Raw genomic sequence first — 26,650 nt, 5'->3', positions numbered from 1 at the left:
GGCCGGCATGCCGGTTTCCCGGCGTACTGGTCTGCATGGTGTGCCTATATTCGCAACAGAATCTAATGAAAAGTCATGCTTAAACCAAGCTATGCATTCGCACAATAAAAATACCGCCTTGGCGTGTCGCCCGGCGCGTGGTGGCGCCGATCAGCCCGCCCAGGCGATCACGTCCTGCTGCTGCTCGCCGATGCCGGCGATGCCCAGGCGCAAGGTGTCGCCTTTTTTCAGGAAGCGCCGCGGGCTGCGCGCCATGCCCACGCCCGGCGGGGTGCCGGTGGCGATGATGTCGCCCGGTTCGAGCGTCATGAAGCGCGACAGGTAGCTGACGATCTGGGCCACGCTAAAGATCATGGTCTCGGTGCAGCCGGTCTGCATGCGCTTGCCGTTCAGTTCCAGGTACAGGTCGAGGCGCTGGACGTCGATCACTTCATCGCGCGTGACCAGCCACGGGCCGACCGGGCCGAAGGTGTCGCAGCCCTTGCCCTTGTCCCACTGCGGGCCGCGTTCGAGCTGGAAGGAGCGCTCCGAGATGTCATTGACGACGCAGTAGCCGGCCACGTAATCGAGCGCCTCTTCTTCCGTCACATACTGCGCGCGGGTGCCGATCACCACGCCCAGTTCGACTTCCCAGTCGGTTTTTTTGGAACCCTGCGGCAGCATTACCGGGTCGTCCGGGCCGGACAGGCAACTGATGGCCTTCATGAACACGATCGGTTCCAGCGGCGGCGTGGCGCCGGTTTCGGCGGCGTGGTCGGCGTAATTGAGGCCGATGCCGATGAATTTGCCCACGCCCTTGAGCGGCACGCCCAGGCGCGGATTGCCGCGCACCAGCGGCAGGGTCTTGTAATCGATCTTGGCCAGCTTGCGCAGCGCCTTGTCGGACAGGAGCGAGGCATCGATATCGGCAACCACGCCGGACAGGTCGCGCAGGCGGCCTTCTTCATCGAACAAGCCGGGTTTTTCCTTGCCGGGACGGCCGTAACGAACCAGTTTCATGTTGTAGTCTTTCAAAGGGGACAGGCGTAAAGTCGCCCGCGATTGTAGCGCAGGCGGGGCGGCCCGTCCCTCAGGCCACCGCCGCGCCCTCCCCGTGCCCCTGCGCGCGCGCGCTGGCCGCCACGCTGCCGCGGCGCCGCACATACAGCACCAGCCCGGGTAGCTGCAACAGCACCAGGATGCCGAAGGCGGCCTGGTAAGCGCTGGCCGGATACTGGTGCAGCACATTCGCCTGCCACAAGCCCAGCACCTGGCCGAAGCCGGCCTGCACCACGAAGGCGCCGATGAAGATCAGCAAATTGAGGCAGGTGGCGGCGCGCCCGGTCAGGCTGGGCGGCATGCTCTGGGCCACGATCGCATACTCGATGCCGGTGATGGTGCCGATCAGGGTAAACAGCACCGAGAGCGTCTGGAAGCCCGGCTTGAAATTGAGCACGATACCGATCTGCACCAGCACGAACAGGCCAACGCCAACCGCTGCCACATCGAGCGGCTTGACCCCGCGCCGCCCGGCCAATTCGGTGATCATGCCGACCGCGATGGCGCCGAAAATCACGGCGGCCATGCTCAGGTACAGCAAATACGCCACGGCGGCATCGGAAAAATGCGCGACGTCGGACAGCCAGCGTCCCATCCACAAGCCTTGCAGGCCGAAAAATACGGTGTGCGGCACCAGCATGAGCGAAATGGTCTTGCGAAACGCCGGATCGCGGTAGACATCGAGGATCGATTGCAGGGTCGGCGCCGGCGCCTTGGGCGCGCCGCTGGCGGCGCGCGGGGTCACCAGCCAGATCAGCAGGCCGATGCAGGCGGCCAGCGCGCCGAGCAGGACGAACAGGCCGCGCCAGTCGGTGAACTGGAGCGCCAGGCGCACCGGCAGGGTAGCCGAGGCCGCCCCCAGCCCGCCCACCGCGATCAGGTAGCCGTGCACCGAGGGCAGGCGCTCCGGTGCGATCCAGCCGGAAATCGACTTGACGGCCGACATGAAGCAACCGCCCAGCCCGAAGCCGATGACGGCGCGCGCCACCACCAGTTCGGCGAAGCTATTGCCATGCGCGAACATGAGGGCGCCGCTGCCGGCCAGCAGCATCAGCACCAGTTGCACCTTGCGCGGTCCGTAGCGGTCGAGCGCGATGCCGACCGGCAGCTGGACCAGCGCGAAGGAAAAGAAAAAGGCGCTGGTGAGCAGCCCCAGCTGCCCGGAGGTGAGCGAGAGCGACTGCACCAGATTGGGCGCCAGCACGGCGTTGACGGTGCGCAGCAGCGAGGACAGGTAATGTCCCAGCGCAAACGGCAGGAACACGGAGAAAAACACGGCCAGGCCGGACAGTCGCTGCTGCTGCGCAGATCGCATCATGCTTTTCTCCAGCCTCAGGCGGCGTCGGTCTGCTTGCCGCAGCCGCCCGCGCTGGCCCGCTGCGCCGTCGTGATCGGGATCACCTTGCCGGCCGGCGCATGGCCGGCGCCATCGTCCTCGCTCTCGAAAAAGAACTTGCTCTTCCCGAAAGCCGGCACCAGGTGGTCCATCCAGGTCGCCTTCTCGTCGAACTTGGCGAAAAAGGGCTTGCGCACCCAGTCCGGATTGCGTGCCTGCAAAAATTGCAAGGCGAACAGTTTTTCGCCATTGATGGTGACCACGCCATCGATCACCACCTTGCCCGGGAAAGCGCTCATGGACGGCCCGCGCACCGTGCGCGACAAGCCCGACACCATCTGGTAAGCCGACTGGAAGATCTCGTGGGCGCGCGCCAGCGGCAGCGAAAAATACTCGCTGGGGCCGGTGTCGCGCTCGACGAACATATAGTAGGGAATCGCCCCCAGGCGCACGCCCGTGGTCCACAGCTCGGCCCAGCTGGCGGGGTCTTCGTTGATATGGCGGATCAGGGGGCCTTGCATGCGCAGGGTGGCGCCGGTCGAGACGATGCGCTTGACCGCTTTTTGCGCCATCTCGTTGCGCAACTCCACGGCATGGCTGTAGTGGCCCATGATGGCCAGGTTCTTGCCCGACGCGACCACCTTCTCGAATAAACGCATCAGGTCGTCGGCATCGCGGTCGGTGACGAAGCGCTGCGGCCAGTAGGCCACCGACTTGGTGCCGATGCGGATGTTCTGGATGTGCGCCAGCTCGGGCGCCAGCAGCGGCTCGATGAACTCGGCCAGCGAACGGGTATTCATGATCATCGGGTCGCCGCCGGTGATCAGGACGTCGGTCACGTCCGGATGGGTGGCCAGGTAAGACACCAGTTCGGTCGTTTCGCGCGCATCGAACTTCATGTCGTCCATGCCAACGAACTGCGGCCAGCGGAAGCAAAAGGTGCAGTAGGCGTGGCAAGTCTGGCCGGCGCTGGGGAAGAACAGCACCGTTTCCTTGTACTTGTGCTGGAGGCCGCGCAGCGGTGCGTCGTTTACGCGCGGCACGTTGTGGGTCATCTGGCCGGCCGGATGGGGGTTCATGCGCATCCGGATCGTATGCACCAGCTGGTTGATGGCCGTCTCATCCTTCTTGTACAGCACCAGCTCGCGCAGCCGGGCATATTCCTGGGGGTGCAGCATGTCGCGGTGCGGAAACACCAGGCGGTAGATGGGATCGTCCGGAATATTGCTCCAGTCGATCAGCTGGTCCATCACATAGTCATTGGTGCGAAACGGCAGCACGCGCGAGACCACCTCCACCGCTTCCTGCAGCTCGGGCGACATGAATTTCCACTGGCGCGCATTGGCGACCGACTGGCGGGTGTAGGGCTTGAATTTAGGGGGCGAAAGATCGGTCACGACGGGCTCCTGTACAGGGTGGGAAGGCAGAAAGTCATCATATGCTTGCCCTACGGAATGAAATTGCCGTAAATCAACATCAGGAGGCGCGCGTGTTCTTGTGCCCGCGCAAGCGGCCTGAAGTGTGGCGTGCGCGCATCCATCGCGCAGGCCTTGACATGGCGCAATCGACGACGTGGGCGGGGGCGTAGATTACGCAATGCACCTAAGCAACAGCCCTCCCTTCCTGAAAGGATTTGCCATGAAATTGCTGCTGACCGCCACCGCCCTGTGCTTCACCTTCGCCGCCGGCGCCGCCTGCGCCGCCGAGCCCACCGAAAAAGACGCCATCGCCATGGTCGAGCGCGGCGTCGCCCTGATCAAGGCCAAGGGCAAGGAAGAAATGGTCAAGCGCATCAATGCCAAGGACAAGGATTTCGTCCAGGGCGAGCTGTACATCGACATGCGCGACCTGCAAACCGGGATCGTGCTGGCGCACCCGATCAATCCTTCGATCGTGGGCAAGGACTTGACCGACGTGCCCGATGCGAGCGGCAAGAAATATCGCCGCGACATCATCAACCTGGGCCAGTCCAAGGGCAAGGGCTGGGTCGACTACCAGTACAAGAACCCCACCAACGGCAAGATCGAACCGAAAACCACCTACATCCAGCGGGTCGACGATGTGGTGCTGGAAGCGGGCATTTACAAGAACTAAAACATGGACGATACGGGCGGCATCTGCCGTCCGTGCAACGTTTTTTCGGGAGTAAGGCATGCTGAACAAACTGCGTATCGGGCCCAAGCTGCTGCTCGCCCCCGCCCTGGTGCTGATTTTGCTGATGCTGGTGGCTGCGGGCGCCTGGTATGGCATGGTGCGCCAGAACGCTTCACTGGAAAAAATGGTGCTGGTGCACGCCACGCGCCAGAAAGCCGCGGCCGACGTCGCCGGCGACGCCAAGCATGCGCATGCGAATATCTATCAATTGCTGGCCTGGATCAACGGCAGCTTCGCCAAGGCGCGGGTGGATGCGCTGACCGCCGACATCGGCAACAAGCACAGCGCCATCGCCGGGCAACTGACGGCGCTGGCGCGCATCGCCGACCCATCCGGGAAAAAGCTGCTCGATGCGGCCGGCGTCACCTTGGCGGCCTACCGCAAGGGCGTGCTGGAAACCATCGAAATGGCCCAGATGGACCAGTCGATCGCCACCAACTCGATGCAAAAGGCGGAAAAGGACTTCGTCGCGCTCAGCGCCAGCCTGGGACAGCTGGCGACCCTGGAACAGACGATGGCCGAGCGCGCCTACGCCGAGGCGCGCGAACAATTCCGCTCGCTGGTGGGGGCCATGGCGGCCCTGGTGCTGCTCTCGATCGGCCTGTCGCTGCTGGCCACGATGCTGGTGCGGCGCGGCATGCTGGCCGATATCCGCGCCATCGCCGAGGTGGTGGGCGAACTGGCCGAGGGGCGCCTGACGGTGGGCACGCCGCACCGCGGGCGCGATGAAATCGCCGATACCTCGCGCGCCCTGGACCACACCATCGCCAACCTGAACCAGACCTTGCGCTCCGTGCTGACCTCGGTGCACTCGATCGACACCGCCTCCAAGGAAATCGCGACCGGCAACCTGGACTTGTCGAGCCGCACCGAAATGCAGGCCGGTTCGCTGGAACAGACCGCCAGCGCGATGGAAACCCTGACCCTGGCGGTGAAGGAAAACGCCAGCAATGCGCGCCGCGCCAACGACTTGGCATCGAGCGCCGCCACCCTGGCCGCGAGCGGCGGGCAGGCGGTCGAACGGGCGGTGACGACCATGGCCCAGATCAAGGCCAGCTCGGGCAAGATCGTCGACATCATCGGCGTGATCGACGGCATTTCCTTCCAGACCAATATCCTGGCGCTGAACGCGGCGGTGGAAGCGGCGCGCGCCGGCGAACAGGGGCGCGGCTTTGCCGTGGTGGCAGCCGAAGTGCGCACCCTGGCCCAGCGTTCGGCGGCGGCGGCCAAGGAAATCAAGACCCTGATCGCGGCCTCGGTCGCCATCATCGATGGCGGCAGCGCCTCGGTCAACGAGGCGGGCAGCAGCATGGGCAATATCGTCGCCTCGGTCAAGCAGGTCAACGAGATCATCGAGCGCATCAGCCTGGCCAGTTCCGAGCAGGCCGAGGGGATTGCCGAAGTCAATATGGCGGTCGGGCAAATGGATGCCATGACCCAGCAGAACGCGGCGCTGGTGGAGCAGGCGGCGGCGGCGGCCGAGAGCTTGCACGAGCAGACGGTGAACCTGTCGCGGGCGGTATCGATCTTCCAGATCGATGTCGATCCGGAGCACGACGAGCAGGCGGATGCGCAGGATGCCGAGCATGCCGCCCTGCACGGCGACCCCGATGCCGAGTACCGCGAGCCGGCCGAGCGGCGCGCGGCGGCGAGCAAGATGCGGGCGGTGGGCGCGCGCGGGCTGTCGCCGGCGGCACGCGCGGCAGCGGGAAGGCGCGCGCTCTGAGCCGGGCTGGCGCGCCCCGGCCAGCGTGGCCCGGCCAGCGTGGCCCGGCCAGCGTGGCCCGGCCAGCGTGGCCCGGCTCAACGTGGCCCGGCTCAACGTGGCCCGGCTCAGCGGAACGGCTTGCTGACGAAGCGCGAACCGGCCAGGCCGAAGCGCCAGGGCACGTCCATGGCCTTGGAAATGCCGATGCGCGGCCCGGCCACTACCAGCACCGGTTCACCCGGTGTGCTGAGCGCGAACGGCGGCGCGTCCAGCGCCAGCGCGTTGTGGGCGCGCGTCACGCCCAGTGCCTGGCACAGCTTGCCGGGCCCGGAGCACAACAGGCGCACATCGTCCTGACCGCGCCGCTCGCGCATCAGGCCGATTCCCGCCAGGGGTTCGAGCGCGCGGATCAGCACCCCGGCGCCATGGCCATCGTCGCGGCAGACAAAATTGAGGCACCAATGCATCCCATACGAGCGGTACACATAGGCATGCCCGGGCGGGCCGAACATGGCCAGGTTGCGCTCGCTGGGACCGGAAAAGCTGTGCGAGGCCGGATCGTCGCGGTCGTAGGCCTCGGTCTCGACGATGCGCCCGCCCACGCCATCGACCAGCAGCACCACGCCGATGAGCTGGCGCGCCACCTCCTGCGACGGCGCATGAAAATCGATGCCCGCCAACGGTGTCTTTGTCTGCATTTTCATGAGAAACAATTCTACCTTGCCACAATGGCGCGCAATGTGTGACGCCGCGCCAACACTGAAGAAAGATTCTTTTTTGCTTGCCACAAGATCAGGCACAGCCGGGCAGACTGGTTTATAGTGATGCATTGCAAGAAATTCCGCACGGAAACTAATCCTCGATATCATATGAGCAACCCAGCCGCCCTCGCCACCTCCTCCGACGACCCGGTCGACGCCCTGATCAAGTCGATCCGGATTCCGCCGCGTCCGAGCCTGCTGGCCGACCTGCAGCGCGAACTGATGTCGGAAGACCCGTCGCCGGCCACCATCGGACGCATCATCGCCAGCGACGTCGGCATGTCCGGGGCGCTGCTCAAGCTGGCCAATTCCTCTTTCTACGGCGGCAAGCGCAAGGCCAAGTCGATCGAGCAAGCGATTTTGTTTCTTGGGATCAATCAAGTAGCCGCCCTGATGACCGGCCTGCTGGCGCGCCGCACCATCGGCACCGACCACGCCTCGCTGGCCAGCTTCTGGGACCTGTCGACCCGGCGCGCCCAGGCCATGGTCTACCTGTCGCGCCGCCTGCGCATCGGCGAAGCCGACGTGGCCCATACCTTCGGCCTGTTCTGCGACACCGGCGTGCCGCTGCTGATGCAGCGCTTTCCCGGCTACGCCGCCACCTTCGCCGACGCCGCCAACGACCCGCTGCGCCCCTTCACCGCGCTCGAAGATGAACGCCACAGCACCAACCACGCCGCCATCGGCTGCCTGCTGGCGCGCAACTGGGGCTTGTCGAGCGAGGTCGCCTGGGCCATCCTGCACCACCAGGATTACAGCGTGCTCGAAGACGAAGCCACCGACGACGCCGTGCGCGCCCTGGTGGCGCTGTCGCTGCTGGCCGAAAGCGCCATCCAGCAGTACCAGGGCCACGGTGGCTCGCTCGAATGGGACAAGGGCGGCGCGCGCGCCAGCGCCTACCTCGGCCTGTCCGACGACGACATCACCGACCTGCTCGACGAACTGCACGATTCCTTCCACGGCGAGCACTAGACTTTCCTGCGCGCGGCGACGATACTGAAAGCACGACTTCAGGAGGCGACGATGAAACTACTTGCCAGCTTGGTCCTCTGTGCACTGTCCTTGCTGGGCAGCGGCTGCGCAGGCGTGCGCGTGCAGCCGCCACTGCCGCTGCCGGCGGTCTTCAGCGACGCCTCGTTCGCGCCGCCGGCGTCCCCGGTCGGCCCGCAGCAGCTGTTCGTGATCAGCCCCGCCATGCGCGCCTACATCGACAGCCCCGAATTCACCGCCCTGATACGCAAGCTGGGCCCCGAGCGCGGCCTGGTCGAAGCGCTCTACACCAAGGGCGAGCTGAAACTCGAATACGATGCCAGCGTCACCCGCAACGCCGCCGAAACGTTCGACGCGCGCATGGGCAACTGCCTGTCGCTGGTGCTGATGACGTCCGCTTTCGCCAAGCACCTGGGACTGGAGGTGCAGTACCAGGACGTGATGATCGACGAAACCTGGACCCGCAACGCCGGCCTGTATTTCGCCAGCACCCACGTCAACCTCTCCATGGGCAAGCGCCGCACGGTCCAGCCGCGCGGCGTCCCGCCCGACGAGCGCATGCTGACCATCGACTTCCTGCCGCCCGCGGACAGCGCGCGCTTCAACGCGCACACGATCGAAGAGCGCATGATCGAAGCGATGTACATGAATAACCGCGCGGCCGAGGCGCTGGCCGACATGCACCTCGATCAAGCTTACTGGTGGGCGCGCGCGGCGGTGGTGCACCTGCCCACCTTCTCCACCCCGTACAACACGCTGGGCGTGATCTACCAGCGCCACGGCGACCATCCGCTGGCCGAGCGCGCGTTCAAGGCCGCCCTCACGCTGGAGCCGGAAAGCACGATCTCCATGCACAACCTGGTGCCGGTGCTGGCCAAACTGGGCAAGACACAGGAATCGCAGGCGCTGGCGGCGCGCCTGGCCAAGCTGGAGCCGACCCCGCCCTACCACTGGTTCCACCAGGCGATGAAGGCGCTGGCAGAGGCGCGCTATGACCAGGCGCGCGAGCTGCTGCACAAGGAAGTGCGGCGCGCCCCCTTCAACCACGAGTTTCACTTCTGGCTGGCGATCGCGCACTGGCGCCTGGGCGAAGGCACGGCTGCGCGCGACGAACTGGCGCTGGCGCTCGACAACAGCACCACCCACGCGGCCACCGAACGCTATTCGGCCAAGCTGGCCTATTTGCGCTCGCAGATCGGCAACCGCCAGCGCGCTTACTGAGCATGCGTTTGCGTACGTAGAAGTCGCAGCTGGCGCGCCCGGCAAGCAGCGGCCTATAATCGTCGCTCGTCCATTCTTAGCGAGCCCCCATGCGCAGCGACCTGCCCGCCCTGATCATCATCGACATGCAAAAAGCCATGGCCAATCCGGCCGCCGGCCAGCGTAACAACCCCGATGCCGCTGAGCGCATCGCGCGCCTGCTGGCAGCCTGGCGCGCGGCCGGCGCGGCGGTGGTCCACGTACGCCACATCTCGCGCACGCCGGGCAGCCTGTTCTGGCCGGGCCAGGCGGGCGTACAATTCCAGGAAGCGCTCGTGCCCCTGCCGCATGAACACGTGGTCGAAAAAAACGTGCCCGACGCCTTTATCCATTCGACCCTGGAACGCTGGCTGCGGGTGCGCGACGTCAAACGTATCGTCATCGTGGGCGTGAGCACCAACAATTCGGTCGATGGCAGCGCCCGCAGCGCCGGCAACCTGGGATTCGACACCACCGTGGTGGCCGACGCCTGCTTCGCCTTCGCCTGCACCGACTACGCCGGCCAGGCGCGCAGCGCCGACGAGGTGCACGCAATGGCGCTGGCCAACCTGGACGGCGAATACGCCACCATCAGCGACAGCGCCAGCGTGCTGCGCGAACTGGCCGCGACCTGACTTTTCCGCGCCGATTCATCAGCGTGTCATAAACAGGCTCCAGACTTCCAGCCATCGTTCACTGGAGCCTTCATGACCTCAACACTTTCACGCCGCGGTTTTCTCACGCGCGGCGGCATCCTCGCCGGCGGCACGGCGCTCAATGGTTCGCTGCTGCTGTCGGCCTGCGGCAGCTCGGACTCCCCCGCCCCCGCCGTGATCCCCAGCGACGCCGAACGGCCCAAGCTGCCATCGGGAATCGGGTTCGGCGACGTGACGGGCGAGCGCGCCGTGATCTGGAGCCGCAGCGACCGCAATGCGCAAATGATCGTCGAATACGACACCAGCGAACGTTTCAGCAACGCCAGCCGCATTGTCGGCCCTTACGCCACCGACGCCACCGACTTCACCTCGCGCGTCGACTTGGCCGGCCTGCCCGCCGGCCAGACCGTGTTCGTGCGCGTGAAGTACATCGACCCGGCCAACGGCCGCATCGAGAGCGAAGCGGTGGCGGGCCAGTTCCGCACCATGCCGCAGGCCGACGGCAAGCGCGCCATCCGCTTTCACTGGAGCGGCGACCAGGCCGGCCAGGGCTGGGGCATCAACACCGATTTCGGCGGCGTGCGCATGTACGAATCGATGCGCAAGCGCGATCCGGATTTCTTCATCCACAATGGCGACACCGTCTACGCCGACGGCCCGATCGCGGCCGAAGCGAAGGCTGAAAATGGCCAGGTCTGGAAAAGCCTGGTCACCGAGGAAGTGAGCAAGGTCGCCGAAACGCTCAAGGAATTCCGCGGGCGCCATGCCTACAACACGCTGGACCTGAACTTTCGCAAATTCGCCGCGCAGGTGCCGCAGATCTGGCAATGGGACGACCACGAAGTGACCAACAACTACAGCGGCGCCAAGGACCTCTCGTTTGATGCCCGCTACAAGGAAAAGAACGTCGCCACCCTGGCCGAACGGGGCCGCCGCGCCTTCCTGGAATACGCGCCGATGCGCTATTACAAACAGGCCGAACCCCAGCGCATCTACCGCAGCATCGGCTACGGCCCCCTGCTCGACGTGTTCGTGATCGACATGCGCAGCTACCGTGGTCCCAACAGCACCAACCTGCAAAGCGAGGAAAACGCCAGTTCGGCCATCCTCGGTTCGGTCCAGGTGGACTGGCTGATCGCCGAACTGAAGGCCTCCAAGGCGACCTGGAAGGTCATCTCGTCGGACATGCCGATCGGGCTGGAGGTGGCCGACGGCAAGGATGCCAAGGGCGTGGCGATGTGGGAAGCGGTGGCCAATGGCGTGAGCGGCCCGGCCTCGGGGCGCGAGCTGGAAATGGCGCGTCTGCTCAAGGGCATCAAGACGGTGCCGAACGTGGTCTGGATCACCACCGACGTGCATTACTGCGCGGCCCACTACTACGACCCGGCCAAGGCGCATTTCACCGACTTCGCACCGTTCTGGGAGTTCGTGGCAGGCCCGATGAATGCCGGCTCCTTCGGCCCGGGCAAACTGGACATGACCTTCGGCCCGAGCGAAGTGTTTTCCAAGTCGCCGCCGGTGCAGAATTCGTCGCCGTTTGCCGGCTACCAGTTCTTCGGCGAAGTCAATATCGACCCGCAGTCGAAAGCGATGAAGGTCGAACTGCTGGACCTGAACGGGGTAACGCAGTTCAGCAAAACGCTGCCGGCGGCCGGGATTTAAGCCGCCACCGGCTGCGCGCGCGCAAGCTGCTGGCGCATCAGGTGGAAGTACAAGCCATCCTGCTGCGCCACCAGCTGCGCGTGCGTGCCCTCTTGCGCGAGGCGGCCCTGGTCGAGCACCAGGATGCGGTCGGCCTTGACGATGGTGGAAAAGCGGTGCGCGATGATGATCGTGGTGCGCCCTTGCATCAAGGTGTCGAGGGCGCGCTGGACCTGCAGTTCGCTGGCCGAATCGAGGGCGCTGGTCGCTTCGTCGAGAATCAGGATGCGCGGATCGCGCAGCAGGGCGCGCGCAATCGCGATGCGCTGTTTCTGGCCGCCCGACAGTTGCGTGCCGTGCTCGCCGACCAACGTGTCGTAGCCGTCCGGGAAGCCACAAATGAAATCGTGGGCATAGGCCAAAGCCGCCGCTGCCTTCACCTCGTCCAGCGTCACTTCCCGTTCGGCGACTGCGAACGCGATGTTCTCGAAGATACTGCCCGAAAAAAGCGATGGCTCCTGCTCGACGATCGCCAGCTTGCTGCGGATGCCGGCCAGCGGCATGGCGCCCGCGTCGACGCCATCGAAGGAGATGCTGCCGCTGTCGGGCTGGTAAAAGCCCAGGGCCAGGCTCGCGATGGTCGACTTGCCGGCGCCGGACGCGCCGACCAATGCAATGGTCTCGCCGGCGGCGATGGCAAAATCGATGCCTTTGAGCGCTTGCGCCTCGGGCCGCTCGGGATACGAGAACACCACATCGTTGAAGGCCAGGTTGCCCTGCAAGTGCACCTCGCCGGCGGCCGCCGCTGGCGGCGCGCATTCGGCGTTGATCACCTCGAAAATCCATTCGGTGGCGCCGATGGTGCGCATCCACGCGTTCCAGAATTCGCCGATGGCGCCGGCCGCTTCGGTCACCATGCTGGCGTACAGGATGAAGGCGGTCAGGTCGCCCACCGACAGCGCGCCCTGGCCGATCAGGCGCGCGCCGAACCACAGGGTGCCCAGCAGCGCCAGGTACACCAGGAAAGACGAACCGCCGCGAAACAGCGCGAACAGCGCGCTGCTCGACACCGACAGCGACAGCGCGTGTTCGGTCGCACCGGCATACCGGGTGCGCGCGGTGCGCTGCTGGCTGAACGCGTGCACCAGGCGGATATTGGAAAAATGTTCGTGCGCGACCTTGCCGCAATCGGCCTGCCCGTCCTGCATCAGGCGCGCCTGCTTGCGATACACCTTGCCGGTCACTTTGCCGAGGTACAGGGTCGCGGGCAAAAAGAACACCAGCATCAGGCACAGGACCGGCGAAATTGTCAGCAGCATCGCCACGCCGCCGATGAACACGCACAGGCAGCGCAGCGATACCGCCATGCCCATGGTCAGGGTGTCGTGCAGGATGTCGACATCGGCCGTGAGGCGGTTATTCAGTTCCCCGACATGGTGCTTGTCGTAGAAGCGGATCGGCTGGTCGATCAGCGCCGCGTACAACTGGCGCCGGATGCGCGTGACGATCATGTAGCCGGTCGACTCGAAAATGTAATAGCGCGCGGTGGCCGCCACGGCCTGCAGCGCGAGCACGGCCAGCATGATCAGCGCCAGTGAGCTGAACCAGGCCATGTCCTTCTGCACGTTGATGTTATCGATGAAGTACGACAGCGCCTTGGGATAAGCCAGCTGGATCAGCACCGTGACGGCCATGCATGCCAGCCCGGCGCACAGGCGCGCGGCAAAGGGGCGCAGCAGGCGCAGGCGGTCGAGATGGGGCGATGGCTGGCTCACGCGCTGGCCTCGCTGGCGATCCGCACCTCGTCCATCTGTTCGCAAAAACTGCGCCAGTCGTCATCGCCGATCATCCCGCGCGCATCGAGCGTGCCGGCGGCGCTGACGAACAGGTACGATGGCGAGGACATCACGGGATTGAGCATCTCGTAGTCGGCGCCGGCCACGCGCAGGGTGCTGCCAGCGAGCGAAGTCGCCCGCAGGAAGCGGCGCAGGCGCCATGCGGGTTCGATGCTGACCAGCCAGAGCGCCAGGCCGGCGTCGCGCGCCAGCGGCGCCAGGCGCTCGATCTGCGGCAGCTTCTGGCGGCATTTGGGGCAGGCGCTGGAGAGGAACAGCAAGACCGCTGGCTGGCCGTCGCCGCCCAGCGCGGCCGGCGCGCCGCCGGCGAGCGCCTTGCCGGTAAAGGCCGGAACAGCTTCGCCCACCGGCAGCTGCGACGCCGCCTTGGCGGCTGCGCTCAGGCTATTGACGACTTTCGACAGATGCAGCGACAGCTTGAGGTTCAGTGCCACGCTCAGTGCCAGCAGCAGCAGGATCAGGGCCAGGACGTCGCTATCCATCATGCGCTCCGCGTCAGGGCGCGGGCCAGATCGTGGAAGCCGATCGCGCCGATCGTGGCGGTCAGCGCCAGCGCGGCGGCCAGCACGCTCTCTTTCTTGCCGAAAGCGGCGTCGCCGGAAAAGGCGAGGCAGACGCCGATGCTGGCGATGATCAAGCCATTGCGCAGCAAATCGAAGCCGGACACCGGCCGTTCGCTCTCGCCGAAGCAGCTGCATTTGACGCTGCCTTCCACCACGTAGCGATAGCCGACCAGCGCCGTCACCAGCACGAACAGCACCAGGGCGCCGGCCATGCCGGCGCGGCCGATGCCGCCGCCGGCCAGGATCAGGGCGGCCAGCAGCGCTTCGGCCGCGACCACCGCGGGCGCCAGCATCGAGGCCGCCGGCCGGGCCAGGCCGAAGGAGTCGACCAGGTTATCCGCGAAGGCTGCCAGCGCGCGTAATTTGCCGAGAGCTGCGCAGGCGAGCAAGAACGCGGTGAAGAAGCGGATGATCTCCGCGAGGTAGGGCGCGCTGCTCATGGCGAGACGGGGAGCTGGCTCCAGCGCGGCAAAAAGCCGCCGCTGCGGCGCTTGCGCAGCATGGCGCCGTCACGCGTGGCCAGCAATGCATCGTTCCACGGTGCTTCGGCCGATTCGCGCAGGCCGCCGCCGACGATCGTTTGCACGACGCGCGAGATGGCCCAGGCGCACTCCTCGACATCGGGTTCGCGCCGGATGGCCAGGCCAAGTCTTGCCAGCTCTTCGCCGGTCAGCGCGTAGTTGTGCGAGTAGTAGCCGAACATCAGTTCCTTGACAACGTCCTGGCGGAATGCCTCGGTTTTGCCGGGCAGCTGGAAGCGAAGCAGCTCTTCGCCGATCTGCATCACTTCCTGGGTGGAGCGGTAGAACGCGGTCAGGGTCGGCGGGAACACACTGTTGCACAGAAGGCCCAGCGATTGCAGGCGCGCCTCGTCGGAGCTGACCCCGAACCATTGCTCGCTCATGGCGCCGAACATCTTGATGTCCTGGCACGAGAACGAGGAGGCGGGGCTGTCTTCATCGCTGCCGCCATGCAGGTGGGGATCGATCGGCGAGAACATGGCCAGGTCGCCGGCGATGATTTCATTGGCAGCCAGTGCCAGGATGGTGCCCGATGACTCGCAGTGATACGGCACGATGAAGCCCAGGTGGTCGGTGAACTGGCGCAGCAGCAGCGCGATGCGGCGCGCCGCGTTGACGATGCCGCCACGGCATTGCAGCACCACGTCCAGGCGCGGCACGCGGCCGATCCCGCGGCACTGGTCATACAAGGCGGGCAGGATCTCCATATCGATATCGGATGCGCAGAACACCAGGACGCGGCTTTTTCGCAGCGCTTCGATCCCCTTGATCTGGACCTGCATGGCAAAACGGTCTGGCTGGATCATGCGCACCCCTCAATGAGTCGGTCGGCCAGTGCGTCGAGCATCGCGAATTCGGGTATCAACTGCTCGATATAGAGGAACTGGCCGACGGGATTATTTTCGAGAAAAACGACATCCTGGCCGGGCGTGACGATCAGGTCCAGCGCGCTGTAAGGCAGGTCGTAGCTGCGCACGAATGCCAGGCAGCGCTCGCGCACCGCGTCCGGCAAGACGGTCGCCTCGTAGCCGATAGCGGCCGACATGTCGCGCGAATCGATGGCGGTGCGCTGGTCGTCCTGCGAATGGATTTTGGCGGCGAACACGCGCTCGCCGATGATGGTCACGCGCAGTTCGTATTGTTTGGGGATGTATTGCTGAAAATGGCAGGCCAGTTCGCCGACCGATTCCAGCTGTTCCAACATGGCCTGGTCGACCAGGGTGGTGCCGACGCCGGCGTTCACACGGTCGGCCTCGGCCAGGCCGTCACCACCGAGGTTGGGGCTGGACAATGCCTTGAAAATCATGGGACCGTCAAAACTGGCGCGGAAGGCTTTCACCTCGGCCGGCGAATTGCTCGTGAGCGAGGCGGGAATGAGGAAACCCATGCGCGCGGCGCGCTGCAATTGCTCGCCCTTCCACATGGCGCCACGCAGGGCCAGCGGATGGCTCATCCAGAAACAATCGAGGGTGTAGAGCATGCCGAACAGGGATTGTTCGGTTTCGGCCCTGGCGTAGATGCGTTCCTGGATGCCGAGGTCGGGGCTGAGAAAAGAGAAGTCGGCCGGCTTGCGGCTCCAGACCGCGCCCACCTCGGCCAGGTCCAGCGTCACGCCCGTGGGCAGGTGGCGGATCCACTGGCGCAGCACGCCCCCGGCAAACCACTGGGACGTTTGATAGTCGCGCGGGAAGGCGTCCAGATCGAGACGGAAGGCCGCGCATCCCTTGGCCTGCAGGATGGGAATGAGCAGGTCGACGTGCAGGTCGGCGCTGTTACTGACAATCAAAACCTTGTTTGCCATATGCCAATGAAAAGAGGGATGCGGGGTGCGGACGAAAAAAAGCCCTGCGATGAGCAAGGCTTTTTATCCAGCGAATCGGTCAGCAATAGATACCGTTGTCGCGACCTGGGCGGCGGTCGCCGCGCGCATCAGGACCGGAGCAGCCGGCGCTGGACACGCCGTCGCGCGCTTGCCACTGTGGTGCGGGTTTCGCTTCCTTGGCTTTTTTCTCGGCCAGCTTGAACGCGAACGTTTTCATTCCATTTTGATTTTTCATTTTCGTATCCTTCTAAAAATAGCGAAATTCAATCGAACGGTATACCACCTTGGGTGGCAGAGAAATGCTAGTCGCATGCCAACCTAGCGTCAAGATAAAAATTATTGTTTGTGCAATGCAATTTGCATAAGTGAATGGAACTCGTGTATCGCTCTTGCACGGGCGGAACGTGCCAGCCCGGTCGCACTGGTCTATTTCAATAGATCATCACGCAACGTCTTCCACACTATCAATTTTTCCACATACGGTGCCGTATACGCCGGGCTGCTCGACGGCAAGGACACGATACGGTAGCGCCGCGCGTGTTCGCCCAGCGCTTTCATGCCCAGCCGCGCCGCCGTACCGCCATTGAACGCAATCGTCCGGAGCTGCGGCAAGCTGTCCACCAATCCCACCAGATCGTTACCGACCTGGCCGCGAATCTGGCTGTCCAGACTGCCTTCGCGCGTGGCCTGCGCCACCACATCCCACAAGCCGATCCCCTGCGCCAGCAGCGCTTGCAGGCGCGCATCGTAGTCCAGCGCCACCAGGTCGACCCCGGTGGCTTCCGACATCAGCATCCAGAACCGGTTCTGGCGGTTGCCATAATATTGCTGCTGCGCCAGCGAGCGCTCTCCCGGCAGGCTGCCGAGCACCAGGATGCGGGTGTGCGCGTCGACCACCGGCGCGAAACAGCGCTTGAGCGGTGCCGCGTCCGGGTCGACCGTGGAAGACAGGAAATCGTTCATGGCAGCGATTCTAGCAGGGCGCCGGACAGGTGTAGAATCGTCCGGCAAGCCAACCACAACAACAATATCCGGAGACTCCCATGGACCAAGCTACCCAGCCGCGCGCCATCGATACCCTGCTCGCCAAATATAGCGAGAGCCACCTGAACCATACCAATGAAGTGATCCACTTCGTCTGCGTGCCCGTGATCGTGTTCACCCTGCTCGGGATTGTCTGGTGGATCCACCCGTTCGCGGCCGTGGCCGTCACGCTGCTGTCGCTATGCTATTACTTCAAATTGTCGAAGCCGTTCGCGGCCGGCATGCTGGCGATGTCGGCCGTGATGCTGGGCCTGCTCAGCCTGATGCCGCCAGCCACCGTGCTGCCGCTGTCGCTGGCCATCTTCGTGCTGGCATGGATCGGCCAGTTTATCGGCCACAAGATCGAAGGCAAAAAACCCTCGTTCTTCGACGACCTGCGCTTCCTGCTGATCGGTCCGCTGTTCGTGCTGAGCGTCCTGTACCGCCGCCTGCACCTCGCCTGGTAAGCGTTCCGCGCGCTGACGGTTTTTGGGCGATGACGGGCAAGAAATTGCGAATGCCCATATACTTTCCGCATGTCATCTCCACTCCTCTTCGCGATCGCGGCCCTGATCTGGGGCTCCACTTTTTTTGCCATCACCTTGCAGCTGGGCGAAGTCGCGCCGGCGGTATCGGTGGTGTACCGCTTCGGCCTGGCCGCGGCCACCCTGTTTGCCTGGTGCCTGCTGCGCGGCGACAAGCTGCGCCTGCCGTGGCGCGCCCAGCGCTGGGTGATGCTGCAGGGGTTCTTCACCTTTGCCCTGTCGTATGTGTGCACTTACGGGTCCGAGCAATACCTGGTGTCGGGCCTGGTGGCGGTACTGTTCGCCCTGATGGTGTTCTGGACCCCGATCTGCAGCCGCATCGCCTTCGGCACGCCGATTTCCTGGCGCACCTGGGCCGCCGGCATGATTGCCATCGCCGGCGTGACGATGCTGTTCTACCACTCGATTGCCGGCGCCTGGCAAGACATCGCGGGCGGCGGCAGCGGCCACTTCCTGCTCGGCCTGGCGCTGGCCCTGGTCGCCACCATTGCCAGCTCGGCCGGCACGGTGGTGGTGGCCAAGGTGCGCGAGCAATCGTCGAACCTGATGCTGACCATGGCCTGGTCGATGTTCTGGGGCACCTCGATGGTGGCCCTCTGGGCGCTTGCGACCGGCCAGCAATTCGTGCTGCCCGCCGCGCCGCGCTACTGGATGGCACTGCTCTACCTGTCGCTGTTCGGCTCGGTCATCGCCTTCAACGCCTACTTCACCCTGATCAACCGCATCGGCTCGCAAAAAGCCGTGTACATCGGCGTGGTCACGCCCGTCATTTCGGTGTTGCTGTCGATCCAGCTGGAACATTACCGGCCCGGCCCGGTCGAATGGCTGGGCATGGTCGTCTGCCTGGCCAGCGTCGCCTGGGCGCTGCGTGCGCCCGCGCCCGCCGCCGCATCCCCCGCTTCCACCCAACCCGCGCCGGACGCCTGCCTGGCCGCCATTCCCGAGGTTCCATGAATTCCGACAACACCTTCACCATCCGCCCGGCGCAAGCGTCCGATGTCGCCCATATTTACGGCATGATCGTCGAACTGGCCGTGTTCGAGAAACTCGAACACCTGGTCGTGGCCACCGAGGCGCAACTGCATGACGCCCTGTTCGGCGCGCGTCCCTCCTGCGAAGCGCTGGTCGGCGTGGAACATGGCGAGGTGGCCTGTTTCGCCTTGTTCTTCCACAATTTCTCCACCTTCCTCACGCGCAAGGGCCTGTACCTGGAAGACCTGTACGTCAAGCAAGTACACCGTGGAAAAGGTTACGGCAAACAAATGCTCGGCGCGCTGGCGCAACTGGCGCTGGAACGCCAGTGCGGCCGCTTCGAATGGTCGGTGCTCGACTGGAATGAAAACGCCATCAATTTTTACAAAAGCGTGGGTGCGCAACTCTTGCCGGACTGGCGTATCTGCCGCGTCGACGGCGACGCGCTCGGCAAGCTTGCAGCGTCCTGAAAAGAAAAAGCCCACGGGCTAAAATCACCGTGGGCAAACCCATTTTTTTCGAATGGGGAGGGGAGACTGGAGTCAATCTACGGCTTCACTATAGTGGGCGGCTGCCGGTAATTCTTTAGCCTTTACAATTGCTTACCTCTGTTTAAAGCCGTAACTTGTTGTAAGCAATTATTATCCTCTCGAAAACGGCGTGCTTGACGCCGCGCAAACGATGGCGCCTGCGTGCGCGCCACGCAACGCTAGCGGCGGCGCGCGATCAAGCGTTCCCCTGCTTCAAACAGCCCCTGTGTCAGCAAAGCCAGCAGCGCCGCCGGAATCGCGCCGGCCAGCAACATATCGTTATCGTTGAGCGCCAGGCCAATCGTGATGCGCTCGCCGAAACCGCCGGCGCCGATGAAGGCCGCAATCGTGGCCGTTCCCACGCTCATCACCGCCGCCGTCTTGATGCCAGCCAAAATCACCGGCAAGGCCAGCGGCAGCTCGACATGGACCAGCGTCGCGCGCCGGTCCAGCCCCAGCGCCAGCGCCGCCGTGCGCAAGCCCTGCGGCACGCCCAACAGGCCGGTGCAGGTATTGCGCACGATCGGCAGCAGCGCATACACGAACAGCGCCACCAGCGCCGGCACGGTGCCGATCATGCCGAGCAGCGGGATCAGGATGGCCAGCAAGGCCAGCGACGGCACCGTCTGCAGCATGCCGGCCAGCGCCAGCACCGTTTGCCGCAGGCGCGGCGCGAACGCGGCCACGATCCCCAGCGGAATGCCGGCCAGGCAGGCCAGCAGCACCGATGCCAGGACCAGCACCACGTGCTGGCGCGTCAGGGTCCACAGGCTGGCGTCGAACATCTTGCCCATCAGGCCAGCGCGCGCCGCGCCCTGGGCTCCCTTGGGGGGAGTCAGCCAGTTTTTGGCCACGGCGGCGAAACTTTTCCCTTCCAGTTCGACTTGCGCGTTCATGGCGATCATCTGTTCGGCCGTGATGCGCCCTTCCAGTTGCGCGATGGCCGCCCACGCGGCCGGAAAGCGCCGCGGCGCATCGAGCCGGTACAGCAGCATGGCGTCGTAGCGCGGAAAATAGCCCAGGTCGTCCTTGAGCACGCGCAGGCCGTACTGGCGAATCTTGGCGTCGGTCGAGTAGATGTCGATCACGTCCACCTGGCGCTGCGCCAGGGCCTCGTAGGCGATGCCGTGATCGAGGCCGCGCGGCGTGTGCGGCAAGCCGTAGCGCTGCTTGAGGCCCGGCCAGCCATCGGCGCGGCCGATGAATTCGTGCGACAGGCCGAGCTTGAGCGCCGGCTGGCGCGCCAGGTCCGACAGGCTGTCGATGCCCTTGCTGTCGGCGCGCATGGCCAGCGCATAGGTATTGTTAAAACCCAGCGGCAGCGCCACGCCCAGGCCCATGGGTTTCAGGGCCGCGCGCATCTGGTCGAGCGAACTGGCGGACGTGTTCTTGAGGATTTCGAGATCGATGGTGCCCCTGTATTCGGGATACACGTCGATGCTGCCGGCCTGCAGGGCGGCCAGCACGATCGCCGTATTGCCCAGGCCCTGGCGGTGTTCGGCCCTGGCGCCGTGCGCGGCCGCGGCCTGGGTCAGCACCTCGCCCAGGATGTACGACTCGGTAAAGCGCTTGGAACCGACGCGCAGGGGCTCGCCATCGGCCGCCGTGGCGGCGCCTCCAAGGACCAGCGTAAAGACAGATAGCCAGCGCAAGGCCGTGGCAAAAAAGGTGCGCACGGCACTCTCCCGAAAATTTAACCGGGCAAGCTTACCACCGGTTTGCGCAGCACGCCCGCATTGACCACCGAGCGGCAGGGATTGAAACCGATCGCGTACGACAGGTCGGCCGGCCGCGCGATATCCCACAGCGCGAAGTCGGCGCGCTTGCCGAGCGCCAGCGAGCCGATGTCGGCATCGCGCCCGAGCGCGCGCGCGGCGTGGATGGTGGCGCCGGCCAGCGCTTCCTGCGGCGTCACCCGCCACAGGGTGCAGGCCATGTTCATCGCCAGCAGGATCGACGTCATCGGCGAGGTGCCGGGATTGCAGTCGGTGGCCACCGCCATCGGCACGCCTGAGGCGCGCAGGGCCGCCACCGGCGGCTGCACGGTATCGCGCAGGAAGTAGTAAGCACCCGGCAGCAGCACCGCCACCGTGCCGGAGGCCGCCATGGCATCGATGCCGGCCAGGCTGAGGTGTTCGAGGTGGTCGGCCGACAGTCCGCCGAAGCGCGCCACCAGTTCGGCCCCACCCTGGTCCGACAGCTGCTCCGCATGCAGCTTGACCGGCAGGCCGTGGCGCCGCGCCGCCTCGAAAATGCGCTCGGTCTGGGCGCTGGAAAAGCCGATGCGCTCGCAAAAAGCGTCGACCGCATCGGCCAGGCCCAGCGCCGCCAGTTGCGGCAGCATGCGCTGGCAGATCTCGTCGACATAGTCGTCGGCGCGGCCGGCGAATTCCGGCGGCAGCGCATGCGCGCCGAGGAAGGTGGTGGACACGCTCACCGGCAGCACCTGCCCCACGCGGCGCGCCACGCGCAGCATCTTGGCCTCGTCGTCCAGGGTCAGGCCATAGCCGGACTTGATTTCGAGCGTGGTCACGCCTTCGGCCAGCAGGCTGGCCACGCGCGCAAGGCTCTGGCGCAGCAGCTCATCTTCCGATGCGGCGCGGGTGGCGCGCACGGTCGACATGATGCCGCCACCTGACTTGGCAATATCTTCATAGGTGGCGCCATTCAGGCGCGCTTCGAATTCGTCGCTGCGGTTGCCCGCGTGGACAATATGCGTGTGGCAGTCGACCAGGCCGGGCGTGAGCCAGCAGCCGCCGCCATCGTGCACGCTGGCCGCCGGCGGCGCCTCGGCGCGCGGCCCGAGCCAGGCGATGCGTCCATCCTTTACCGCAATCGCGCCGTCGCGCAGTTCGCCGTAGCCCTGCTCCATGCTGGCCAGGTGCACATTGGTAAAGAGCGCGTCGCAGGATGTCATCGGCTAGTCCTCATGGAAGTAAATATCGACAATGAAAATTGTCGCCTGGCCCGCTTCGAGCGTCCAGATGGATTCGCCCTCGAACAGCACCGCGTCGTAGCGCACCATGCCGATCCGCTCATCGTCGCCGCTCACTTCCAGGCTGTCGCCTTCGGCCAGGAACAAGATCGTCACATCGGCGCGGGTGGCAAAGCCGGACGTGCCCGACAGGCTGCGCTTGCCCAGCTGGTGCGAACAGCGCGCGCGCCGCGTCATGACGTTGAAGTCCGTGGTCGGCCGCTCGCCGACGGTGGCGATGACTTGCGCTTCGCCGGCAAACTCCAGCACCGGATCGTCGTCGCCCAGCACAAAGCGGCTGTCGCCATCGATATCGAGCGTCACGCCCGGGCCGTCGACCAGCGCCAGGGTGCGGTCGATGCCGGCAAAGACCGAAAACGGTCCGCTGCTGGCGATGGTAGCGAGACTGATGCGCCAGTCAAACGTGTCGAGCCCCGCCAGCGGCGGCGAAATGGCGATTTCGGTGGTGCTGCCGCCGCCGTTCTTCCACGCGGACGCTTCCAGGCTGGCATAGGGAATCAGGATGGTCATGGTCGTAGCTTGCGCAGTTCGGCGATGGTCTGTTTGTAGCGCTGCGCAATCGCCGTTTGCGCAATGTGCTCGTGATTGCGCACGACCCAGCGGCCGCCCACCATCACATCCCTGACAAGATTGTCGTTACCGCAGAAGAGGAAGCTGCCCAGCACATCCTCCGGACCGATGCCGGCCAGGTTGGGATGCTCGCTGTCGAGCACCAGCAGGTCGGCCCGTTTGCCGGCCGCCAGCACGCCCACCGGGCGCCCGCTGGCCTGGGCTCCGCCATGCAAGGCACTTTGCCACAAAAAGTCGCCGACGCGGCGCTGCGTTGGAGAGGCCGCCACATTGCGCTTCTGGTGCAGCAGGCGCTGGCCGTATTCGAGCCAGCGCAATTCCTCCACCGGCGACTGCGACACGTGGCTGTCGCTGCCGATGCCGATGCGCCCGCCGGCCGCCAGATAAGGCGCGAGCGGAAACAGGCCGTCGCCCAGGTTCGCTTCCGTGGTCGGGCACAGGCCCGCCACCGCGCCGCTGGCTGCCAGCGCGGCGCTTTCGCCTTGGTCCAGATGGGTGGCATGCACCAGGCACCAGCGCGCATCGAGCGCCACCTGCTCCATCAAATAGCGTACCGGGCGCTGTCCGGTCAACGCCAAACACTGTTCCACCTCGCCCTGCTGCTCGGCGATGTGGATATGCAGCGGACGGGCCGCTGGCAGCGCCGCCAGCACCTCGCGGATCTGGCCCGCCGACGCCGCGCGCAGCGAATGCGGGGCCACGCCGACTTCGACCTGGCTACTACGCAAAGGTTCGAGCGCGTCGACGATGCGCAGCACGTCGGCGGCATCGGTGCGGAAGCGCTGCTGCTCCGGCGCCAGCGGTTTTTCGCCAAAGCCCGCGTAGCTGTACAACACCGGCAGCATGGTCACGCCGATGCCGGCCAGGTGCGCCGCGGCGACCACGCGTTCGGCCGTTTCCGCCGGCCGCGCGTACAGCGCGCCACCCTGGTCGCGCTGCACGTAATGAAATTCGCACACCGAGGTGTAACCGTGGCGCAGGCATTCCGAGAACAGCTGCGCGGCGATGGCCTCGATATGCTGCGGCGTGATATTGCGCGCGAAGCGATACATCAGCTGGCGCCAGGTCCAGAAGCTGTCAGGCCCCTGGCCGGCGGTTTCGGTCAGGCCGCCAAGGGCGCGCTGGAAAGCGTGCGAATGCAGGTTGACCATGCCCGGCAAGACCAGGTCGGCGATTGGCTCGCCGGCGTGCACCGCGCCCGGCGCAACCGTCAGCAGGGTGCCGCCGGCATCCCATTCGAGCAGGACGTCGGCCTCCCAGCCGTGCGCCAGCAAGGCCTGGCGCGCAAACAGGGTGCACGGCTCGCTCATGAGCGCACCCAGTCCAGCGCCGCTTCGGTAAGTTGACGCAGCAGCGGCTGGACCTCGGCCGCGACCTGCGCCCGGTAAGCGAACGGCGCGAGTTCATCCATGTACAGGTCCTGGCACATCTCCAGCTGGATCGCATGCACGTTCGCGTCGGGCTGGCCGTAGTGGCGCGTGATGTAGCCCCCCTTGAAGCGCCCGTTGACGGCGACCGAAAAACGGTCCTGCGCCTGCGCCACGCCTACCACGGCCTGTTCCAGCCCCGGCGCGCACGACGTGCCCTGGGCGCTGCCGAAATTGAGGTCCGGCAGGCGCCCCTCGAAAAAGCGCGGCACCACCGAGGCGATCGAATGCGCATCCCACAGCACGACCCTGCCGTGCAGCGCCAGCAGGCGGTCGATTTCGCAGCGCAGCTGGCGGTGGTACGGCTGCCAGTAGCGCACCAGCCGTCCGCGCACGTCATGTTCATCTGGCGCCTGGCCGTCCCTGTACAAGGCGGCGTTGCCGAAGGTGTCGACCGGACAAAGCCCGGTCGTATCCATGCCCGGATACAGGTTGCTGTCTTCCGGCGGGCGATTCAGGTCGATCACATAGCGCGACCAGCGCGCCGCCAGGGTCGACGCGCCCATCTCCGTCAAAAAACCGTACAGCTGCGCCAGGTGCCAGTCGGTGTCGGGACGGGCCAGCGCGTCAGGCGAGAAGCGCGCCGCGATGTCGTCCGGGATGTCGGTGCCCACGTGCGGCATCGACACCAGCAAAGCAATACTGCCCGCCTTGAAGTCAAAATCCATGATCGCCCACCTTTACCTTTTTTGCATTATGGCCTGATTATCAATTCGACGGCACAGCGCTGTACAGCGCCGCGAACAGCGGCTTGCAGGAAGCACTCAACTCGCCGTCCAGCACCATCAGGCGCGCCGCCTCGATATCCGGGGCAAAAAAGCGGTCGGCATCGAAGAACGGCACCTTCTGGCGCAGTTGCTGGTGCACGTGCTCCAGGTGCGGGGAGGACGTGAGCGGACGGTGGAAATCGATCCCCTGCGCCGCCGCCAGCAGTTCGATGGCGACAATCACCGCCGTATTGTGCGCCATCTCGTCCAGGCGGCGCGCCGCGAAGGTCGCCATGCTCACATGGTCTTCCTGGTTGGCCGAGGTGGGCAGGCTGTCCACGCTGGCCGGGTGGGCCAGCGACTTGTTTTCCGACGCCAGCGCGGCGGCGGTGACGTGAGCGATCATGAAACCCGAATTGACGCCCGGTTCGCGCACCAGGAACGGCGGAAGACCCGACAAGGTGGCGTCGATCAGCAGCGCGATGCGGCGTTCGGCCAGGCCGCCGATTTCGGCGATCGCCAGCGCCAGCGTGTCGGCCGCGAAGGCGACCGGCTCGGCGTGGAAGTTCCCGCCCGAGATGATCTCGCCGGTGTCGGCGAAGATCAGCGGGTTGTCGGTGACGGCATTCGCCTCGATCAGCAGGGTGCGCGACACGTTCGCGATCAGGTCCATGATCGCGCCCATGACTTGCGGCTGGCAGCGCAGGCTGTACGGGTCCTGCACGCGCTCGTCGCCGACCAGGTGCGAGGCGCGGATCGCGCTCGACGCCACCAGTTGCCGATAAATGGCGGCCGCCGCGATCTGGCCCGGCTGGCCGCGCACTGCATGCACGCGCGCGTCGAACGGCGCATCGCTGCCCTTGGCCGCATCCAGCGACAGGGAACCGGCCACCATGGCCGCTTCCAGCAGGCGTTCGGTCATGAACAGGCCATGCAGCGCCAGCGCGGTCGAAACCTGGGTGCCGTTGATCAGCGCCAGCCCTTCCTTGGGACCGAGCACCACCGGCTCGATGCCGGCCGCCTTGAGCGCGTCCAGCGCTTCGAGCAGCTCGCCGTTCACGCGCACCTGGCCCACGCCCAGCATGGCCAGCGTCATGTGCGCCAGCGGCGCCAGGTCGCCCGAGGCGCCGACCGAGCCCTTGGCCGGAATGGCCGGCATGATGCCGGCGTTGTACAGCGCAATCAGGGTATCGATGATGAGCGGACGCACGCCCGAAAAGCCGCGCGCCAGGCTGCCGATTTTCATCAGCATGATCAGGCGCACCACCGCGTCCGACAGCAGCGCGCCGGTGCCGACCGAGTGCGACAGGATCAGGTTGCGCTGCAATTCTTCCAGCTTTTCGTCCGGGATGCGGGTCTTGGCCAGGATGCCGAAACCGGTATTGATGCCGTAGGCGGCGTCGCCCTTGGCGACGATGGCGTCCACCGCCGCGGCCGAGGCCCTGATGACGGGGTAAGCCGATGGCGCCAGCGTCAGCGCGCCTGGCGCGGCCCAGACAGCGCGCAGGTCGGCCATGCTCATTGCGCCGGGAGTAAGGGTCCAGCCTTGGTTTGAAGTCGTGTTCATGTTTGCTCTGTTCAGATATGCGTGATTGG

Annotated in this window: 26 protein-coding genes; 9 read left to right on the top strand and 17 right to left on the bottom strand. The window is 65.4% G+C overall.

Going from position 1 to position 26,650, the window contains the following annotated elements; genetic code table 11:
- Positions 1-150: 150 nt before the first annotated feature.
- From PO883_RS05345 to PO883_RS05335, 3 genes are all read right to left on the bottom strand, one after another.
- Positions 151-999, bottom strand: coding sequence for a fumarylacetoacetate hydrolase family protein (locus PO883_RS05345; protein ID WP_289308815.1), 849 nt, complete (start codon positions 997-999; stop codon positions 151-153).
- Between the two features lie 70 nt (positions 1,000-1,069).
- The gene (locus PO883_RS05340; protein ID WP_289308814.1) at positions 1,070-2,356 is read right to left on the bottom strand and encodes a nitrate/nitrite transporter; all 1,287 of its coding nucleotides are present in this window, start codon (positions 2,354-2,356) and stop codon (positions 1,070-1,072) included.
- 14 nt (positions 2,357-2,370) lie between these two features.
- On the bottom strand, positions 2,371-3,771 hold the full coding sequence (locus PO883_RS05335) for a lysine 2,3-aminomutase (protein WP_289308813.1): 1,401 nt from the start codon (positions 3,769-3,771) through the stop codon (positions 2,371-2,373).
- Between the two features lie 241 nt (positions 3,772-4,012).
- Between PO883_RS05335 and PO883_RS05330 the strand changes: the two genes are divergently transcribed.
- Both PO883_RS05330 and PO883_RS05325 read left to right on the top strand, forming a co-directional pair.
- Positions 4,013-4,468, top strand: coding sequence for a cache domain-containing protein (locus tag PO883_RS05330; RefSeq protein ID WP_289308812.1), 456 nt, complete (start codon positions 4,013-4,015; stop codon positions 4,466-4,468).
- 58 nt (positions 4,469-4,526) lie between these two features.
- Positions 4,527-6,254, top strand: coding sequence for a methyl-accepting chemotaxis protein (locus PO883_RS05325; protein WP_289308811.1), 1,728 nt, complete (start codon positions 4,527-4,529; stop codon positions 6,252-6,254).
- Between the two features lie 107 nt (positions 6,255-6,361).
- On the opposite strand, the gene PO883_RS05320 is transcribed toward PO883_RS05325, so the two are convergent.
- Entirely contained in the window at positions 6,362-6,940 is a 579-nt protein-coding gene (locus PO883_RS05320; RefSeq protein ID WP_289308810.1) for a DNA-3-methyladenine glycosylase, read from the bottom strand.
- A 165-nt stretch (positions 6,941-7,105) separates the two neighbouring features.
- Between PO883_RS05320 and PO883_RS05315 the strand changes: the two genes are divergently transcribed.
- The 4 genes from PO883_RS05315 (at position 7,106) to PO883_RS05300 (ending at position 11,544) form a co-directional block, all read left to right on the top strand.
- The gene (locus PO883_RS05315) at positions 7,106-7,969 is read left to right on the top strand and encodes an HDOD domain-containing protein (protein ID WP_167087547.1); all 864 of its coding nucleotides are present in this window, start codon (positions 7,106-7,108) and stop codon (positions 7,967-7,969) included.
- Positions 7,970-8,020: 51 nt separating this feature from the next.
- Positions 8,021-9,208, top strand: a complete 1,188-nt coding sequence (locus tag PO883_RS05310; RefSeq protein ID WP_289308809.1) for a tetratricopeptide repeat protein — start codon at positions 8,021-8,023, stop codon at positions 9,206-9,208.
- Positions 9,209-9,297: 89 nt separating this feature from the next.
- Positions 9,298-9,861 carry a cysteine hydrolase family protein gene (locus PO883_RS05305; RefSeq protein ID WP_289308808.1) on the top strand — a complete coding sequence of 188 codons (564 nt, stop codon included), beginning with the start codon at positions 9,298-9,300 and terminating at the stop codon, positions 9,859-9,861.
- Between the two features lie 72 nt (positions 9,862-9,933).
- Positions 9,934-11,544 carry an alkaline phosphatase gene (locus PO883_RS05300; protein ID WP_289308807.1) on the top strand — a complete coding sequence of 537 codons (1,611 nt, stop codon included), beginning with the start codon at positions 9,934-9,936 and terminating at the stop codon, positions 11,542-11,544.
- On the opposite strand, the gene PO883_RS05295 is transcribed toward PO883_RS05300, so the two are convergent.
- From PO883_RS05295 to PO883_RS05265, 7 genes are all read right to left on the bottom strand, one after another.
- On the bottom strand, positions 11,541-13,298 hold the full coding sequence (locus tag PO883_RS05295) for an ABC transporter transmembrane domain-containing protein (protein WP_289308806.1): 1,758 nt from the start codon (positions 13,296-13,298) through the stop codon (positions 11,541-11,543). The two genes, PO883_RS05300 and PO883_RS05295, sit on opposite strands and share 4 nt — an antisense overlap.
- Positions 13,295-13,864, bottom strand: coding sequence for a redoxin domain-containing protein (locus tag PO883_RS05290; protein ID WP_289308805.1), 570 nt, complete (start codon positions 13,862-13,864; stop codon positions 13,295-13,297). Before PO883_RS05290 ends, PO883_RS05295 begins: the two co-directional genes overlap by 4 nt.
- Positions 13,861-14,382 (bottom strand): MauE/DoxX family redox-associated membrane protein, encoded by a 522-nt coding sequence (locus PO883_RS05285; protein ID WP_289308804.1) that lies wholly within the window; start codon positions 14,380-14,382, stop codon positions 13,861-13,863. The genes PO883_RS05290 and PO883_RS05285 overlap by 4 nt, the downstream gene beginning before the upstream one ends.
- Entirely contained in the window at positions 14,379-15,269 is an 891-nt protein-coding gene (locus PO883_RS05280) for a hypothetical protein (protein WP_289308803.1), read from the bottom strand. The genes PO883_RS05285 and PO883_RS05280 overlap by 4 nt, the downstream gene beginning before the upstream one ends.
- On the bottom strand, positions 15,266-16,264 hold the full coding sequence (locus PO883_RS05275) for a RimK family alpha-L-glutamate ligase (RefSeq protein ID WP_289308802.1): 999 nt from the start codon (positions 16,262-16,264) through the stop codon (positions 15,266-15,268). Before PO883_RS05275 ends, PO883_RS05280 begins: the two co-directional genes overlap by 4 nt.
- A 79-nt stretch (positions 16,265-16,343) precedes the next feature.
- Complete coding sequence (locus PO883_RS05270) at positions 16,344-16,520, bottom strand: hypothetical protein (RefSeq protein WP_289308801.1); 177 nt, start codon at positions 16,518-16,520, stop codon at positions 16,344-16,346.
- A 191-nt stretch (positions 16,521-16,711) separates the two neighbouring features.
- Positions 16,712-17,248 (bottom strand): DNA-deoxyinosine glycosylase, encoded by a 537-nt coding sequence (locus PO883_RS05265; protein WP_289308800.1) that lies wholly within the window; start codon positions 17,246-17,248, stop codon positions 16,712-16,714.
- Between the two features lie 80 nt (positions 17,249-17,328).
- On the opposite strand from PO883_RS05265, the gene PO883_RS05260 reads away from it, so the two are divergent.
- The 3 genes from PO883_RS05260 (at position 17,329) to PO883_RS05250 (ending at position 19,295) form a co-directional block, all read left to right on the top strand.
- A complete protein-coding gene (locus PO883_RS05260) occupies positions 17,329-17,775 on the top strand; it encodes a DUF962 domain-containing protein (RefSeq protein WP_289308799.1) in 447 nt (148 codons plus the stop codon).
- A 69-nt stretch (positions 17,776-17,844) separates the two neighbouring features.
- Positions 17,845-18,807 carry a DMT family transporter gene (locus PO883_RS05255; protein ID WP_289308798.1) on the top strand — a complete coding sequence of 321 codons (963 nt, stop codon included), beginning with the start codon at positions 17,845-17,847 and terminating at the stop codon, positions 18,805-18,807.
- Entirely contained in the window at positions 18,804-19,295 is a 492-nt protein-coding gene (locus PO883_RS05250; protein ID WP_289308797.1) for a GNAT family N-acetyltransferase, read from the top strand. Before PO883_RS05255 ends, PO883_RS05250 begins: the two co-directional genes overlap by 4 nt.
- A 239-nt stretch (positions 19,296-19,534) precedes the next feature.
- Here PO883_RS05250 and PO883_RS05245 read toward each other — a convergent pair whose 3' ends face one another.
- Genes PO883_RS05245 through hutH form a run of 6 tightly spaced genes read right to left on the bottom strand, consistent with a single transcriptional unit; the run spans position 19,535 to position 26,621 of the window.
- Positions 19,535-21,031: a glycine betaine ABC transporter substrate-binding protein gene (locus PO883_RS05245; protein WP_373890033.1), complete on the bottom strand. Its 1,497-nt coding sequence runs from the start codon at positions 21,029-21,031 to the stop codon at positions 19,535-19,537.
- 17 nt (positions 21,032-21,048) lie between these two features.
- Positions 21,049-22,272 (bottom strand): imidazolonepropionase, encoded by a 1,224-nt coding sequence (gene hutI, locus PO883_RS05240; RefSeq protein ID WP_289308796.1) that lies wholly within the window; start codon positions 22,270-22,272, stop codon positions 21,049-21,051.
- Between the two features lie 3 nt (positions 22,273-22,275).
- Complete coding sequence (locus tag PO883_RS05235) at positions 22,276-22,860, bottom strand: HutD family protein (RefSeq protein WP_289308795.1); 585 nt, start codon at positions 22,858-22,860, stop codon at positions 22,276-22,278.
- Positions 22,857-24,230: a formimidoylglutamate deiminase gene (locus PO883_RS05230; RefSeq protein ID WP_289308794.1), complete on the bottom strand. Its 1,374-nt coding sequence runs from the start codon at positions 24,228-24,230 to the stop codon at positions 22,857-22,859. The genes PO883_RS05235 and PO883_RS05230 overlap by 4 nt, the downstream gene beginning before the upstream one ends.
- Complete coding sequence (gene hutG, locus PO883_RS05225) at positions 24,227-25,015, bottom strand: N-formylglutamate deformylase (protein ID WP_289308793.1); 789 nt, start codon at positions 25,013-25,015, stop codon at positions 24,227-24,229. The genes PO883_RS05230 and hutG overlap by 4 nt, the downstream gene beginning before the upstream one ends.
- 40 nt (positions 25,016-25,055) lie before the next feature.
- The gene (gene hutH / locus PO883_RS05220) at positions 25,056-26,621 is read right to left on the bottom strand and encodes a histidine ammonia-lyase (protein WP_289308792.1); all 1,566 of its coding nucleotides are present in this window, start codon (positions 26,619-26,621) and stop codon (positions 25,056-25,058) included.
- Between the last annotated feature and the right edge of the window lie 29 nt (positions 26,622-26,650).

It is taken from the genome of Massilia sp. DJPM01 (genome assembly GCF_030348125.1).
In the GTDB taxonomy this organism is placed as follows: Bacteria; Pseudomonadota; Gammaproteobacteria; order Burkholderiales; family Burkholderiaceae_D; genus Telluria_A; species Telluria_A frigida.
The sequence above is the reverse complement of the archived record's forward strand: the minus strand, read 5'-3'. Positions and strand labels throughout refer to the sequence as shown.

What these genes read in the sequence shown, in the direction of transcription:
- PO883_RS05265 (WP_289308800.1), bottom strand. Translation starts at nt 17,248, where the DNA reads ATGAACGATTTCCTGTCTTCCACGGTCGACCCGGACGCGGCACCGCTC.
- PO883_RS05345 (WP_289308815.1), bottom strand. Translation starts at nt 999, where the DNA reads ATGAAACTGGTTCGTTACGGCCGTCCCGGCAAGGAAAAACCCGGCTTG.
- PO883_RS05270 (WP_289308801.1), bottom strand. Translation starts at nt 16,520, where the DNA reads ATGAAAAATCAAAATGGAATGAAAACGTTCGCGTTCAAGCTGGCCGAG.
- PO883_RS05320 (WP_289308810.1), bottom strand. Translation starts at nt 6,940, where the DNA reads ATGAAAATGCAGACAAAGACACCGTTGGCGGGCATCGATTTTCATGCG.
- PO883_RS05235 (WP_289308795.1), bottom strand. Translation starts at nt 22,860, where the DNA reads ATGACCATCCTGATTCCCTATGCCAGCCTGGAAGCGTCCGCGTGGAAG.
- PO883_RS05250 (WP_289308797.1), top strand. Translation starts at nt 18,804, where the DNA reads ATGAATTCCGACAACACCTTCACCATCCGCCCGGCGCAAGCGTCCGAT.
- PO883_RS05305 (WP_289308808.1), top strand. Translation starts at nt 9,298, where the DNA reads ATGCGCAGCGACCTGCCCGCCCTGATCATCATCGACATGCAAAAAGCC.
- PO883_RS05260 (WP_289308799.1), top strand. Translation starts at nt 17,329, where the DNA reads ATGGACCAAGCTACCCAGCCGCGCGCCATCGATACCCTGCTCGCCAAA.
- PO883_RS05285 (WP_289308804.1), bottom strand. Translation starts at nt 14,382, where the DNA reads ATGAGCAGCGCGCCCTACCTCGCGGAGATCATCCGCTTCTTCACCGCG.
- PO883_RS05330 (WP_289308812.1), top strand. Translation starts at nt 4,013, where the DNA reads ATGAAATTGCTGCTGACCGCCACCGCCCTGTGCTTCACCTTCGCCGCC.
- hutG (WP_289308793.1), bottom strand. Translation starts at nt 25,015, where the DNA reads ATGGATTTTGACTTCAAGGCGGGCAGTATTGCTTTGCTGGTGTCGATG.
- PO883_RS05310 (WP_289308809.1), top strand. Translation starts at nt 8,021, where the DNA reads ATGAAACTACTTGCCAGCTTGGTCCTCTGTGCACTGTCCTTGCTGGGC.
- hutI (WP_289308796.1), bottom strand. Translation starts at nt 22,272, where the DNA reads ATGACATCCTGCGACGCGCTCTTTACCAATGTGCACCTGGCCAGCATG.
- PO883_RS05230 (WP_289308794.1), bottom strand. Translation starts at nt 24,230, where the DNA reads ATGAGCGAGCCGTGCACCCTGTTTGCGCGCCAGGCCTTGCTGGCGCAC.
- PO883_RS05315 (WP_167087547.1), top strand. Translation starts at nt 7,106, where the DNA reads ATGAGCAACCCAGCCGCCCTCGCCACCTCCTCCGACGACCCGGTCGAC.
- PO883_RS05290 (WP_289308805.1), bottom strand. Translation starts at nt 13,864, where the DNA reads ATGATGGATAGCGACGTCCTGGCCCTGATCCTGCTGCTGCTGGCACTG.
- PO883_RS05300 (WP_289308807.1), top strand. Translation starts at nt 9,934, where the DNA reads ATGACCTCAACACTTTCACGCCGCGGTTTTCTCACGCGCGGCGGCATC.
- PO883_RS05340 (WP_289308814.1), bottom strand. Translation starts at nt 2,356, where the DNA reads ATGATGCGATCTGCGCAGCAGCAGCGACTGTCCGGCCTGGCCGTGTTT.
- PO883_RS05275 (WP_289308802.1), bottom strand. Translation starts at nt 16,264, where the DNA reads ATGGCAAACAAGGTTTTGATTGTCAGTAACAGCGCCGACCTGCACGTC.
- PO883_RS05280 (WP_289308803.1), bottom strand. Translation starts at nt 15,269, where the DNA reads ATGATCCAGCCAGACCGTTTTGCCATGCAGGTCCAGATCAAGGGGATC.
- hutH (WP_289308792.1), bottom strand. Translation starts at nt 26,621, where the DNA reads ATGAACACGACTTCAAACCAAGGCTGGACCCTTACTCCCGGCGCAATG.
- PO883_RS05325 (WP_289308811.1), top strand. Translation starts at nt 4,527, where the DNA reads ATGCTGAACAAACTGCGTATCGGGCCCAAGCTGCTGCTCGCCCCCGCC.
- PO883_RS05255 (WP_289308798.1), top strand. Translation starts at nt 17,845, where the DNA reads ATGTCATCTCCACTCCTCTTCGCGATCGCGGCCCTGATCTGGGGCTCC.